The following is a 13,653-nucleotide window of genomic DNA, read 5'->3' on the forward strand; positions in this document are numbered from 1 at the left end:
CGGATCCTCTCATCCCGCTTTCACCGACGCCTCATACGGTAGGGGCATGACGCAGGTGACTCCCCCCGGGTGGTACCCCGATCCCGGGCAGACGAATGACGGTCCCGCCGCCGAGCGCTGGTGGGACGGCAAGGCATGGACGGACCGGACCCGCCCGGCCGGGTCGGCCGGCGAATGGGGTCCCCCGACGGAGCCGCCGTACGGCGGGGCGTACCCGGCGTATCCCGCCGTGCCCCCGCCCGCGCCGCGCCGGACTCTGCGCACGGGCATAGCCGTGGCCGTCGCGGTGGCGGTCCTGGCCGCCATCGGAGTCGGCGCCTACGCGCTGTCCGACAACGGCAGCGGGAACGGCACCCGGGCCAACCCGCAGCAGGCGCCGAACGGGCAGGGCGGCACCGGCGGCCAGGGCGGTCCCGAAGGCCAGGGCGGTTCCGGCGGCACCGGCGGCCCGAACGATCCCTTCGGCGGGTCCGGCGGGACGGGTGGTTCCGGCGGTGCGACGCCCGCGCCGAGCCAGTCCGCGCAGCCGAAGGTCCCGGCCGGCGGCAACGTGACCGACTCGCTCGACGGCATCAGCCTTCCCGTGCCGTCCGACTGGTACGGCCAGGTCATCCAGATCGGCGCGCAGGTGACGTCGAACACCTCGTACAAGTGCCCGGGCAACACCTCCCAGACCTGTACCAACGGCGGGGCGTACTCCGCGCCCGCGGTGGTGCTCGGCACCAAGGGCAGCACGGCCGAGGCGGTCGCGAAGGCGGACATCGCGGCCAACGCGAAGGAGTCCTACGGCGGCACGACCTACGGCAGCATCACCTCGCACGAGGTGCTGGCGTCCAAGGCCGTAACCGTCGCCGGGCAGAAGGGCTATCTGGTCCGCTGGAAGGCGGTCACCAGCAAGGGTGCCGACGGCTACGTCGAGTCGCTCGCGTTCCCCTCACCCGCGAGCACCGGCCAGATCGTCGTGGTCCGCTTCGGTGTCGACGTCGGCCAGAAGCAGTCCGTCATCGACGAGATCACCTCGGGCATCAAGGTGTCCTCGGGCACCGGCGACGGCGGACAGAAGATCTGATCTCAGCCGATAAGAAGCCGGTCCTCCGCACACCGTTCGGCCGGGTGGGGCGCCTCTCCGCTCAAGAGGAACCCCACCCGGCCGGGGGGTGCGCGCCGCCCCCGTCCCCACGGTGCGGCGCGAGCAGGTCACCGTCCAGTCATCCCATGGACGGCGGCCTGGTTCTCAGGTGAGGCCGAGTGCGGGCAGCACCGCGGCCTCCACGAATCTGACCAGATAGTCGGGGTCGGCGTAACAGCCCTCCAGGACCGGGCGGGCCCGCAGGACGCCGAAGATCTGGGCGGGCACGTACGGCAGGGCCGGGTGGTCCGACGCGACCTCGCCGCGCTCGACACCGCGGCGCAGGATGTCCTCCAGCGCGGCGATCTCGGGATGGACGAGCGCCTCACGCACCGCCTGGGCGAGTTCACTGTCCTGGATGACGGCGTGACCGAGCGCCGAGACGAGCTTCGTGTCCTTCGCCGACCAGGCGCCCGCCGCCCGCGCGGCCTGGCGCAGGTCCTCCGCGAGGGACCCGGTGTCGATGCCGGTGAAGTGCACCCGGCGGTTGGCCCGCAGGGCGGCGGCGACGAACTGGGGCTTGGTGCCCCACTGCCGGTAGAGCGTGGACTTGCTGCACCGGGTGCTGGTGGCGACGCCCTCCATGCTGACGGAGTCGTACCCGCATTCCCGGATCTGTTCGAGCACGGCGTCGAAGAACTCCCGCTCACGCTCCGGCGTGATCTTGGAGCGGCGCGAGGCGGCGACCGTGTCCGGTGCGTCCTCAGCCTGCGACGTCATGGCTCGTCTCCTCGCTCGGTCCGCGGACTCGAGGTCCGCTCTCCAGTGTGTCTCGTTTCGCTATCGATACGCCAGTGTACCGGTACTCCGCCGTATCGGTACACGCTCGTATCGGTACACTGGCGTATCGGAACGAACTCGTACCGATGAGTTCGGGCCGCACACCGGGTCACAAGCCCTGTCTGCACCACCACACGCACCACCGTCAGCGAAGGGGCCGGGGGATGAATGCCCGCACCGAGCCTTCAGAGAAGGGGACCAGCGCGATAGCGCGGCCCCCGCTCGTCCGTGAGCTCCTGCTCGTCGCAGGGCTCTTCCTCGTCTACAAGTTCGGCCGCCAGCTGGCGACGGGCCACACCGGTGAGGCCCTGCACAACGCCCGGCGCGTGTGGGACCTGGAACGGACCCTGCATCTTCCCGGCGAGGGCTCGGTGCAGTCGGTGCTGCTGCACAGCGACACCCTCGTGCACATCGCGAACACCTTCTACGCGACCGTCCACTTCCCGGCCACCGTGGCCTTCCTGGTCTGGCTGTACCTGCGGCGCCCCGCGCACTACGTCTGGGCCCGCCGCGTCCTCGCGACGGTCACCTCCGCCGCCCTGGTGCTGCCGTTCGTGTTCCCCCTCGCACCCCCGCGCATGCTGGCCGCGACGGGCCTGGTCGACACCGCCAAGGTCTACGGCCCCTCGGTCTACGGCCCGCCGACCAGCGACCACCTCTCGAACCAGTTCGCGGCGATGCCCTCGCTGCACTTCGGCTGGGCGCTGATGGTGGCGATCGGCCTGATCGTCGCGACCCGCTCGCGCTGGCGCTGGCTGTGGCTGCTGCACCCGCTGGTCACGCTGACGGTGATCGTGGGCACGGCGAACCACTACTGGCTCGACGCGATCGTGGCCGCCGGCATGCTCGGCGTCACCCTCGCGCTGATCCATCCCCCGCACCGCACGGAGACGACGGCAGGCCGCGGCCGGCCCCGGCTCGCCGTGGAAGAGCCGGTTCTCGTCGGAGCGGGCCGATGAACGCCACGCTGGTCGCCGTCGTCCTCTCCCTCTTCTCCGCCGTCGCCTACGCCGCGGCGGCCGTGGCCCAGGAGCGGCTGGCCTCCCGCAACTCCGACGCGGGCATGCTGCGCCTGCTCGCCACCGGTTCGTGGTGGTGGACGGTCGTCCTGAACGCGTCGGCCGCACTGCTGCACGTCGTCGCCCTCAAGTACGGCCCGCTGACCGTCGTACAGCCGCTGGGAGCCCTCACCCTCGTCGCCGCCGTCCCGATGGGCGCGCGCGTGGCCGGGCGGCGGGTCACCATGGTCGAGTGGCGCGGCACCGCCCTCACCCTGCTCGGCCTGTCGGCCCTGCTGGTCACGGCGTCCGGCCCGCAGCCGGACCAAGTCCTCAGCGTTCCCCAGGCGTTGGCGGTCGCGGGCGCGACCTCCGCCCTGATCGGCCTGCTGGCCCGGCGCGGCGCGAAGCCCGGGCTGCGGCACGCCTCCGCGTCCGGTGTCGCCTCGGGCGTGGCCTCCGCGCTCACGCAGACCGTGACGGTCGCGGCGACGGACCGTCCGGGTCCGCTGCTGAGCATGCAGGTGGTCGGAGTGGCGCTGCTGGTCGCGGTGTTCGCGGCGGGCGGGCTGCTGCTCTCGCAGACCGCCTACCGGGGCGGCCTCGGCGCCCCGCTCGCGGTGGTGACCCTGGCGAACCCGGTGGCCGCCGCGGCGATCGGCCTCGCGCTGCTGGGCGAACGCCTCCAGGGCGGCGCGGCCGGGATACTCCTCGCCCTGGCGGGAGCGGGACTCGCGTCCTGGGGTGTGGTGCTGCTGACCCGGGTCACCCAGGCCGTACCGCTGGCGCACGAGTACGACGACCACCCCGTGGCCGCCGTGCTCGCGCTGGAACCTCGATCGGCGTCCGCCGAACCGGCGTTGCTGCCCCGGCAGCCGGACCGGAAGTCCGCGCCGGGGCATCTCACCGCGCTCTGAGCCGGCTCAGCCGAGACCGCGCGAGTCCTGCTTGAGCGCGGTGTCGACGGTCAGCGCCGTCGCCACCACCAGGCTCAACAGGGGCTCGGGCAGCTGGTAGTGGATCTGAAGGACGTAGTTGTCCGCGGTGGTGAACATCGTCTTGGCGAGGCCTTCCCAGGTCTTGGTGATCCGGGCTACCTCGTTGTCCGCGTGGTCGACGATGGCGAAGTTCCAGGCCCGCCAGTTCTCGGCCTTGATCGCGCCGATCTTCTGGCCGTCGACGTTCAGCGCGAAGTTGATCTTCCCGATCATGTTCTGCTGGACGATCTCGCCCACGGTCGAGCCGTCCGGGCGGGAGACGATCACCCGGGACTTCATGATCTTCGCCGGCCGGGTCAGCACCAACTGCGGCTGCCCGTACGCATCGCGGATCTCCAGCCGGTGGGTCATGAACTGGTCGATGCTGGAGACGAAGCGCAGCGCCTTCTTCAGCGCGCTCTGGCCGATCTCGGTGACCGAGCCGATCAGGTTGCCGTTCTGATCCATGACCTTGTACTCGTTGGTCAGCTCGATCAGCTTGGCCTTCTGGTTCACCACGAGCACCGGCTCGCTGAACAGGCTGCCGCCGCCGGGGCCGCCCCCGGCGACCCCGGCCTGCTGCTGCACCTGCCGTTTGACCTGCTGCTGGACCCTCGGGTCCGGCCCCGCCTGCTGCTGCGGCACGGCCTGCGGCTGCTGCTGGGCGGCCTGGCCCTGCTGGTCCGCGTTGGTGTGGTCGGTCCACTTCGCGCCGTCCCAGTACCGGAGGGTCTGGGGCGCTCCGTGCGGATCCGGGTACCAGCCTGCAGGTGTGTTCGAATGCGTGGTCACCGGGGCACACTACCGCGAGTGCCCCGGAAAACAACCGGCTCCCGGCAAGCCCCTCAGACGGTCCCGAACGCCGGGTCGCTGACCCCCGGACGGCCGTTCTCGACATGTCCGGCGAATCGCCGCTGGAACGTCGCGTCGCCGTCGGAGGTGACCGTCAGGTCGTACCACCGCTTGCTCGCGCCGAGGTCGAAGGTGTGCCGTACGGTGGCACCCGCCCGCACCTTGACGGTCTGGGCGCGACCGCCGTAGCCGTCGGCGACCTTCAACTGCGCGGTCCCGGAGCCCTTGTTGGTGAAGATCAGCTCGATGTCGTCGCCGCAGGTGCGGGCGGTGACCTCGGGGCCCGCCGTCTTGCCGGGGCCCTTGAAGACGCGCAGGAAGCCGTTGGGGCCGTGCACGGTCAGGTCGTACGAGCCGTTCGAGTACGCCGAGTTCCAGGCGTCGGAGACGGACTTGCCTGCCTCGGTGGTGTAACTCCAGGGCCCGTCCGTGCGGTTGGCGGAGGTGACCAGGAAGCCGGCGCCGGCCTTCGCGCCGGAGGTGAAGGTGAGCGTGAACTTCCCGGCCGCCGTGTCGGCCGAACCGTCCACCGTGGCCGCGTACTTGAGCGGCCGGGCCGGGCGCAGTCCGCGCTCCTGCCTGGGCAGCACGGGGTGGGCGGGCGGGGTCGGCACGTAGTCGGGGTGACGGCTCTTGTCCGGCGGCTGGTAGCCGTCGGTGCCCGGCAGCGTGACCTTCTTGACGTCCTTGCGGGAGAAGTCGAACGCGGTGGTCAGGTCGCCGCAGATCGCGCGCCGCCACGGCGAGATGTTGGGCTCGTGGACACCGAAGCGGGCCTCCATGAACCGGATGACGGAGGTGTGGTCGAAGGTCTCCGAGCAGACGTAACCGCCCTTGCTCCAGGGCGAGACGACGATCATCGGCACCCGCTGGCCGAGGCCGTAGGGGCCCGCCGGGTGGCCTGCGTTGCCCTGGAAGAGGTCGGGGCCGACGTCGACGGTCGACCTGCCCTGCGCGGCCGAGCCCGGCGCGAACGGCGGGACCACGTGGTCGAAGAAGCCGTCGTTCTCGTCGTAGGTGATGAACAGGGCCGTCTTCGCCCAGACCTTGGGGTCGGAGGTCAGCGCGTCCAGGACCTGGGAGACGTACCAAGCGCCGTAGTTCGCGGGCCAGTTGGGGTGCTCGGTGAACGCCTCGGGGGCGACGATCCAGGAGATCTCCGGCAGCTTGCCGCCCTTGACGTCGGCCTTCAGCTGGTCGAAGAAGCCCTCGCCCTTGGTGGCGTCGGTGCCGGTGCGGGCCTTGTCGTAGAGCGGGTCGCCGGGCTTGGCGTTCTGGAACTGCTTGAAGTACAGGAGCGAGTTGTCGCCGTAGTTGCCGCGGTAGGCGTCCTGGATCCAGCCCCAGCCGCCGGCCGCGTCGAGGCCGTCGCCGACGTCCTGGTAGATCTTCCAGGAGACCCCGGCCTTCTCCAGGCGCTCGGGGTAGGTCGTCCAGCTGTAACCGGCCTCGTCGTTGCCGAGGACCGGGCCGCCGCCGACGCCGTCGTTGCCGGTGTAACCCGTCCACATGTAGTAGCGGTTCGGGTCGGTGGAGCCGATGAACGAGCAGTGGTAGGCGTCGCAGATGGTGAAGGAGTCGGCGAGCGCGTAGTGGAACGGGATGTCCTCGCGGGTCAGGTACGCCATCGTCGTGGAGCCCTTGGACGGCACCCACTTGTCGTACTTGCCGCCGTCGAACGCGGCGTGCCCGTCGTTCCAGCTGTGCGGGAGGTCCTGGATGAACTGGAGGCCCAGGTCGTCGGCGTCGGGGCGGAACGGGAGGATGTCCTTCGTGCCGTCCGACTGGTACCAGACCGGTTTCCCGTCCTGCCGGGTCACGACCGGACGCGGGTCGCCGAAGCCCCGGACGCCTCTGAGCGACCCGAAGTAGTGGTCGAACGAACGGTTCTCCTGCATCAGGACGACGATGTGCTCGACGTCCTCGATGCTCCCGGAGCTGTGGTTGGCCGGGAGCGCGGCAGCCCGCTCGATGCTGCTCGACAGCGCCGTGAACGCCGTGGTGGCACCCGCGAGTTGGAGAAAGCGACGCCGATTGACTTCGGACATGGGTGAGGCACCTCTCAGCCTGACGCGCGGCCGGCCGGAACATGGCGAAATGCGCGCGGTGCGAGTGTTCCAAGAGCAACAAACGTCAGGGAAGGGTCTGGTGGCGCCCATGTGAAACTCGTCCGTACGTGCGGGGCGCGTACGGTCTCCGCCGTCCCCCCCGGCCGCCCGGACTACACGCCGGGCGGCGGCAGGCGCATCCCCGCGAGGTCCGGCGGGACCGGGGTGTCCGGGCGGAAGAAGGGTTCCGAGGGCCCGTCCTGGGCGGTGGCGGGAGCGTCGGTGAGCCGGAACCGGTCACGCAGTCGGCCGTAGAAATCGGTGGGGCGCAGCCGGACGAGGCGGACGCGCTGGGGGGCGCGGAAGACGCCGATCCAGTCGCCGGGGTCGAGGACGCCGCGGAGCTGGCCGTCGACGCTGACGGCGGCCTGCCCGGAGTGGGCCAGGACGCGCAGGCCGATGGGTTCGTCGGGGGCGGCGACGACGCTGCGGTTGAACGTCATGTGCGGGGCGATCGGGGTGAAGACGAGCGCGTCCATGTGCGGCGAGAGGACGGGCCCGCCGGCGGCGAAGCTGTAGGCCGTCGAGCCGGTGGGGGTGGCGACGGCGAGCGCGTCGGCGGAGTAGGTCGCGAGCAGTCGTCCGGCGAGGTAGACACCGACGCCGACCTGCCGGTCGCGGGCCAGCTTCTCCAGGACGATGTCGTTGAGCGCGGTCACGTCCAGCGCGCAGCCCCAGCCGCCGCCCTCCAGGGTCTCGGGCCGTACCCGCGGCGGCGGCAGCGCGGGACCGCGGCCGTAGCGCAGCAGGGCCTCCATCTCCTCGGGGATGTCGAGCGGGCGGGAGGCCCGCATGGTCAAGGTCATGCGTTCCTCCACGACGGCCCGCTCCTCGTGTACGGCGTCGAGGGCCTCGCCGATGTCACGGGCCGGGACCTCGGTGAGGAAGCCGACCTTGCCGAGGTCGACACCGAGGACCTCGGCTCCGCTCTTGACGGCGATACGGGCGCCGCGCAGGAAGGTGCCGTCGCCGCCGAGGGTGACGACGAGGTCGGGGTTGCCCGCGGCCTCGGCCTCCTCGCGTCCGGCACGGCGGTGGTGGTCCTTGCCCCACACGTCGATCTCGGTGCAGCGGACGCCGTGGGCCTCGCTCCAGGCGTGCACGGCGGCCGCCGCGTCCCGGGCGGTCTCGCGCCCCTGGTGGACGACGAGGCCGATACGGCGTACGGGCATGGGGTCCTCCGTGGAGAGCGGTCGGGGCGCGGGATGTCGGGCGGGGAGTGCGGCGGCCGGTGCGGGGCGTTGGTCGGCCGGGACCAGGTGAGCACGATCTTCCCGCGCGTGGGGCGTTGACGCACCTGGCCGTAGGCCTCCTGGTCCTGTTCCAGAGGATGGACCGTGCTGACGGGGACGGCGCGGTGTCTGTCGTGTCGAGTCCCGGCGGACGGCGCGCCGGTATGAAGGCCGTGGGGTCCTTGGGTGCCGGGGACCAGCCTCGGCCGCGGGCTAGCTGTTCGCCTGGGCCGGGGCCTTCTTCGACGCGGTGGCCGACGACCTCAGCTTCTCGAAGGCGGCGGCGGTGGGGCTCGCGGGTTCGGCCTGGTAGACGACCAGTTGCTGGTGCGGGGCGCCGTTGACGGTGAACGCGGCGAAGCCGATGTGCAGATCGCCGACGTCCGGGTGCCTGAGGTGCTTGACGTCCTGCGACTTGCCCCTGACGTCGTGCAGCCGCCAGAGACCGGCGAACTCCTCGCTGCCCGCGGTCAGTTCCTCGACCACCTCGGCGATACGGGCCGACTCGGGGTCATGGCCGTAGGCGGCCCGGAGCCCGGCGACGCAGGAGTGCGCGGCCCGGTCCCACTCCTGGTAGAAATCGCGCCCCGCCGGGTCCACGAACAGATTGCGGGCGAGGTTGTCGAACGCGTCGAACCCGCTGTGCAGCGCTGCGGCGAGGGAGTTGCCCGCGAGGACGTCGAAGGCCGGGCCGAGGACGAACGCCGGCTGGTGCTCCCAGCCGTCCATCAGCCGCAGCAGCTGCGGGCTGACGTCCGCCCCGCGCGGGTCCCGCGGACGCTGGGAGGGCGTCAGGCAAAGGCGGTTGAGGTGGGCGGTGGACTCCGCGTCCAGCTTCAGCGCCTGTGCCACGGCCTCCAGGACCTGCGGCGAGGGGCTGTTCTCGCGGCCCTGCTCCAGCCTGACGTAGTAGTCGGAGCTGACTCCGGCGCGCAGCGCGACTTCCTCCCTGCGCAGTCCCGGCACCCGGCGCCGCCCGTACTCGGGCAGACCGACGTCCCGGGGCGTGAGAGCCTCGCGGCGGGCCCGGAGAAAAGCGCCCAGAGGGGTCCCCTTGCTCATACGGCCAGCCTAGACGCGGGCGTTCTCCCGCCCGGCCTCGCCGGTATGCACAAAGACGACCCGGGGCGAATACACCCGTGTTCAGCCCCGCCTGCCGGGTTCGTTCAGCTCCCCCGCCTCAATCCCCCGTGCTCAGCTCCCCGCCTGAATGTCCCCCCGAGTCGACGCGGCGATCGTGTCCCGGTGCGCGAAGTCGCCCGGGGGAATGCCCGGGTGGTGGCCGAGCGGGGTCGAGGTGGCCGTGAGGGCGGGGCCGAGGGTGAGGCGGGAGACGATGCGGTAGCGGTCGCCCCGGTAGACGGAGTGGACGTACTCGACCGGCTGGCCCGTCGTGTCCGTGGTGAGGCGTTCGAAGAGGAGGGCCGGGGAGAGTTCCGGGACGTCGAGGAGTTCGGCCTCGGCGCGGGTGACGACCGTCGGCTCGATCGCCTGGACCGCTTCCTGGACGTGCACTCCGTGTTGTTCCCGGAGGTGTTCGTACAGGTCGCCGGCCTCCAGCTCCCGTGCGGACAGGGTGGGTACCAGGTCCGCCCTGATGTGCAGATGCTCGATGGCCATCGGCGCGCCGTCGACCAGGCGCAGCCGCGCCACGTACACGATCTCGGCCGCCGGCGAGAGCCGCAGCCGGCGCCCCACGCGGGCGCCCGCCGGGATGGTGGTGAACTCCAGCAGCCGGCTCGACCAGGCCCCGGACGCCTGGGGCGCCGTCATGGAACGTTCGCCGGAGACGAGTTCCTGGATGATCTTCTCGGGCGCCACGAACATGCCGCGTCCGTGCTCCCGCACCAGCAGTCCCGCGGCGACGAGTTCGTCCACCGCCGCCCTCAACGTCGGTCGGGACACCCCGAGTTGGGCGCACAGGACGCGCTCGGAGGGAATCGCATCCCCCGGCTGGTGCGACTCGACGAGGTCGAGGATGAAGTCACGGACCCGCTCCCGCTTGAGCACCGCACCTGGCGCGTCGGCCTTCATGTCGTACTCCTCATGCGCGGAGCCCCCGGTTGACCACTTGACCAGTTGGCCAACGGCGGCCCGCAGTCGCCCTGTTGACCTGGGCAGTGTAACCACCGCCGGCCGGTGATCCTTCCGATCCGCACGGCCGCGCACGCCAAGTCCCTTTGCGGCAGCAGGGGTTGACGCCCGCATTGGTCTATGCCACCTTCATCCCCACATCGAGAGGTGAGCTGTCCAGTGGGCTTCACTGGTCAGGTGGTCAGTTCATGTCCTCCAGAGGTGAACCGTGAAGTTCAGCTTCTGCGCCGGCGTCTCCGTGCCCGTGACGGTGTTCATCGCGCGGATGGCGCCCAGGGAGTCCGCGCCCGCACGTGCGGTGTGCCAGGTCCTCCGGCGCCCTGTCACCTCCGGCTTCGCGGCCGGCGCCGTCAAGGGCTGACCCGCCGCACCGCTCCCCCGCACGCCCCCGTCCCGGAGACGATCCATGCCCGCACAGCGTTCCGCGCTCACCCTCGTCCCCCGCCCCACCAAGTCCACCGTCCGGCCGGGGCGTTTCACCCTCGATACCGGCACCGCCCTGCGCATCGGCGCGGGCGCCGAACCGGCCGCCGACCTGCTGCGCACCCTGCTCGCCCCGGCCACCGGACTGCCCCTGCCGACGTCCCCCGAGGGGCAGTTGACCCTCACCCTCGACCCTGGCCTGGCCGGTCTCGGCGAGGAGGGCTACGGCCTCACCGTCGCCCCGCACGCCGTACTGCTGCGCGCCGCGCACCTCACCGGACTGCTGCGCGGTATCCAGACGATCCGTCAACTCCTGCCCCCGCAGGCCCTGTCGGCGTCCCCCCAATCCGGCTTCCGGTGGGAACTGCCGTGCGTGGAGATCACCGACCTGCCCCGGCACCCATGGCGCGGCGCGATGCTGGACGTGGCCCGGCACTTCCAGCCGGTCTCCTATCTGCACCGGTACGTCGACCTGCTGGCCCTGCACAAGATCGGCGTGTTCCACCTACACCTCACGGACGACCAGGGCTGGCGCATGCCGGTCTCCGCCTACCCGAAGCTCACCGAGATCGGCGGCCACCGCGCCGAGTCCCAACTCGGGCCCGCGGGAAGCGACCTGCACGACGGCGTCCCGCACGGCGGCTCGTACACCCGGGCCGAACTCACCGAGCTGGTGGGCTACGCGGCGGCTCGCGGTGTCACCGTCATGCCGGAGATAGAGATGCCCGGACATGTACGGGCCGCCCTCGCCGCCTATCCCGAGCTGGGCAACCACCCGGATCGCACCCTCGACGTCTGGACCCGCTGGGGCGTGTGCGACACCGTCCTCGGCGTCCACGACGAGGTCCTCGACTTCTGCCGCACGGTCCTCGACGAGGTCATGGACGTCTTTCCCTCGCCGTACATCCACGTCGGCGGCGAGGAGTGCCCCACCGACGAGTGGAGGCACAGTGCCGCCGCGCGCGAACGGGCCCTGGCGCAGGGCCTGTCGAGCCCGGCGGCCCTGCACGGCTGGTTCCTCGGGCGGATCGGCGACTTCCTCGTGCGGCACGGGCGGCGGCCGGTCGGCTGGGCCGAGACGGGTGCCGAACTCCCCCTGGACTTCACGGTGATGACCTGGCGGGACGCGGCCCACACGCTGACGGCGGCCCGTCGCGGCCATCCCGTGGTGAGCGCCTGGCACCGGGCGACCTATCTCGACTACGCCCAGTCCGAGGACCCGGGCGAACCCCCGGCCCAGCCCGGCGGCGTCGTCGGCCTGCGCGCCGTGCACGACCACGAACCGGTGCCCCCGGACGCCGAACGGGGCACGGCCGAGCGGGTGTTGGGCACCCAGGCGCAGCTGTGGACGGAGTTCGTGAGGACGCCCGAGCGCATCGAGTACCTCACGTATCCCCGGCTGTGCGCCCTGGCCGACCGGGCCTGGAGCGGCGCGACCGACTGGGCGGACTTCCGCACCCGGCTCGACGCGCACACGGCCCGGCTCGACGCGCTGGGCGTCTCCTACCACCCCTGAGCCCTGCCCTCCCCTCCTCGCACGACCTCGACCCACACCCCCCACCCTCGTACCGCCCCTCAGTTGTCCGTTCCGGAATCACCCCACCTTTCTGGAGAGGCCCCACCATGAGATACGCGAAGAACAGAGTGCGCGCCGCCGCGTCCGCCGCCGTCGCGGTGGCCCTGGGCGCCGCCGCGCTCACCGCCATGCCGTCCACCGCGAGCGCGGCGGGCGACGGGCTGAGCGTGCAGTACCGCACGAGCGCCACCGGAGCCACCGCCGACCAGTCCGAGCCGTGGTTCAAGGTGCGCAACACCGGCTCCAGCACGGTGCAGTTGGCGAACGTCAAGCTGCGCTACTACTTCAAGGCGGACTCGGCGAGCGCGAGTTACCGCTTCGCGTGCTCCTGGGCCGTCAAGGGCTGCGCCAACGTCACCGGGACCTTCGGCACGCTCGCCAACCCGACGGCCACGGCGGACCGTTACCTGGAGATCGGCTTCACCTCCGGCGCGGGCACCCTCGCTCCGGGCGCCGACACCGGTGACATGCAGCTGCGTTTCTACCAGTCGACGTGGCAGACACTGACCCAGAGCGACGACTACTCCTTCGGCGCCTCGCAGACGTCGTACGCCGACTGGTCGAAGGTCACCGCGCAGCTGGCGGGCACCACCCTGTGGGGTCAGGCGCCCGCGGGCAACGACCCGACGGACCCGCCCACCGACCCGCCGACCGACCCCCCGGCCACCGGCGCCACGCTGTTCGACGACTTCAACTACAGCGGCTACAACGACCCGAGGATCTCGGCGCACGGCTGGAGCGTGCGCTCCAGCTCCGGCGGTCCCGGTGTCTCCGGCGCCACCTGGGCGCCCGAGAACGTCACCTTCGCCAGCACCGGCGGCAACTCCGTGATGAACCTGGAGACGTCGACGTCCGGCACCGGTGAGAGCACCAAGCAGACCGAAGTCGTCACCGCCACACGGAAGTTCAAGAACGGCACCTACGCGGCCCGGGTCAAGTTCGACGACGCGCCCAGGTCGGGCCCGGACGGCGACCACCTCGTCCAGACGTTCTTCACCATCAACGACCTCACGGCACCGATGGCGGACGACTACTCCGAGTACGACTTCGAGTACCTCCCCAACGGCGGCTGGGGCGAGACCTCCGACATCCTCTACACGACGTCCTGGGAGACCTACCAGGCCGACCCGTGGGTGGCCGTCAACCAGCACACCGAGGGCCGGCAGAGCTACAACGGCTGGCACGACCTGGTGCTGACCATCGACAACACCACCATCAAGTACTACATCGACGGCCAGCTCTTCGGCACCCATGACGCCGCCTACCTCCCGGAGCGGCCGATGTCGATCAACTTCAACCAGTGGCTGATCGACTTCGGCGGCCTGACCAGTTCCACCCCGCGGGCCTACGACGAGCAGGTCGACTACGTCCTGCACGTCAAGGACCAGGTCCTCACCCCGGCGCAGGTCGCCGCGAAGGTGACGGCGTACCGCGGCGCGGGCACCACGTTCGAGGACACCGTGCCCGGCAGCTGATCACTCAGG

The 13,653-nt window shown here is 71.3% G+C and carries 12 protein-coding genes; 6 read left to right on the forward strand and 6 right to left on the reverse strand.

Annotated elements, in window-relative coordinates:
* Positions 1-46 precede the first annotated feature (46 nt).
* A complete protein-coding gene (locus ACIRB1_RS03305) occupies positions 47-1,069 on the forward strand; it encodes a DUF2510 domain-containing protein (RefSeq protein WP_352181030.1) in 1,023 nt (340 codons plus the stop codon).
* 165 nt (positions 1,070-1,234) lie between these two features.
* Here the strand turns inward: ACIRB1_RS03305 and ACIRB1_RS03310 are convergent, their stop codons facing one another.
* Positions 1,235-1,849, reverse strand: coding sequence for a TetR/AcrR family transcriptional regulator C-terminal ligand-binding domain-containing protein (locus ACIRB1_RS03310; protein WP_352181029.1), 615 nt, complete (start codon positions 1,847-1,849; stop codon positions 1,235-1,237).
* A 224-nt stretch (positions 1,850-2,073) separates the two neighbouring features.
* Between ACIRB1_RS03310 and ACIRB1_RS03315 the strand changes: the two genes are divergently transcribed.
* Positions 2,074-2,868, forward strand: a complete 795-nt coding sequence (locus ACIRB1_RS03315) for a phosphatase PAP2 family protein (protein ID WP_403464393.1) — start codon at positions 2,074-2,076, stop codon at positions 2,866-2,868.
* Positions 2,865-3,824 carry a hypothetical protein gene (locus ACIRB1_RS03320; protein WP_403464394.1) on the forward strand — a complete coding sequence of 320 codons (960 nt, stop codon included), beginning with the start codon at positions 2,865-2,867 and terminating at the stop codon, positions 3,822-3,824. Before ACIRB1_RS03315 ends, ACIRB1_RS03320 begins: the two co-directional genes overlap by 4 nt.
* A gap of 6 nt (positions 3,825-3,830) precedes the next feature.
* On the opposite strand, the gene ACIRB1_RS03325 is transcribed toward ACIRB1_RS03320, so the two are convergent.
* The 5 genes from ACIRB1_RS03325 to ACIRB1_RS03345 form a co-directional block, all read right to left on the reverse strand.
* Positions 3,831-4,676 (reverse strand): phospholipid scramblase-related protein, encoded by an 846-nt coding sequence (locus ACIRB1_RS03325; RefSeq protein WP_352181026.1) that lies wholly within the window; start codon positions 4,674-4,676, stop codon positions 3,831-3,833.
* A gap of 53 nt (positions 4,677-4,729) precedes the next feature.
* Positions 4,730-6,784 (reverse strand): phosphocholine-specific phospholipase C, encoded by a 2,055-nt coding sequence (locus ACIRB1_RS03330; RefSeq protein ID WP_403464395.1) that lies wholly within the window; start codon positions 6,782-6,784, stop codon positions 4,730-4,732.
* A 173-nt stretch (positions 6,785-6,957) separates the two neighbouring features.
* Positions 6,958-8,016 carry an NAD(+)/NADH kinase gene (locus ACIRB1_RS03335; RefSeq protein WP_352181024.1) on the reverse strand — a complete coding sequence of 353 codons (1,059 nt, stop codon included), beginning with the start codon at positions 8,014-8,016 and terminating at the stop codon, positions 6,958-6,960.
* 273 nt (positions 8,017-8,289) lie between these two features.
* Complete coding sequence (locus ACIRB1_RS03340) at positions 8,290-9,138, reverse strand: helix-turn-helix transcriptional regulator (RefSeq protein ID WP_403464396.1); 849 nt, start codon at positions 9,136-9,138, stop codon at positions 8,290-8,292.
* A 132-nt stretch (positions 9,139-9,270) separates the two neighbouring features.
* Entirely contained in the window at positions 9,271-10,110 is an 840-nt protein-coding gene (locus ACIRB1_RS03345) for a GntR family transcriptional regulator (protein ID WP_403464397.1), read from the reverse strand.
* A gap of 268 nt (positions 10,111-10,378) precedes the next feature.
* Between ACIRB1_RS03345 and ACIRB1_RS03350 the strand changes: the two genes are divergently transcribed.
* From ACIRB1_RS03350 to ACIRB1_RS03360, 3 genes are all read left to right on the forward strand, one after another.
* The gene (locus ACIRB1_RS03350; protein WP_403464398.1) at positions 10,379-10,531 is read left to right on the forward strand and encodes a hypothetical protein; all 153 of its coding nucleotides are present in this window, start codon (positions 10,379-10,381) and stop codon (positions 10,529-10,531) included.
* A gap of 45 nt (positions 10,532-10,576) precedes the next feature.
* Complete coding sequence (locus ACIRB1_RS03355) at positions 10,577-12,109, forward strand: beta-N-acetylhexosaminidase (RefSeq protein ID WP_403464399.1); 1,533 nt, start codon at positions 10,577-10,579, stop codon at positions 12,107-12,109.
* A 107-nt stretch (positions 12,110-12,216) separates the two neighbouring features.
* Positions 12,217-13,644 carry a cellulose binding domain-containing protein gene (locus ACIRB1_RS03360; RefSeq protein ID WP_403464400.1) on the forward strand — a complete coding sequence of 476 codons (1,428 nt, stop codon included), beginning with the start codon at positions 12,217-12,219 and terminating at the stop codon, positions 13,642-13,644.
* Positions 13,645-13,653: the final 9 nt, after the last annotated feature.

Source organism: Streptomyces sp. NPDC096013, from assembly GCF_044763565.1.
In the GTDB taxonomy this organism is placed as follows: Bacteria; Actinomycetota; Actinomycetes; order Streptomycetales; family Streptomycetaceae; genus Streptomyces.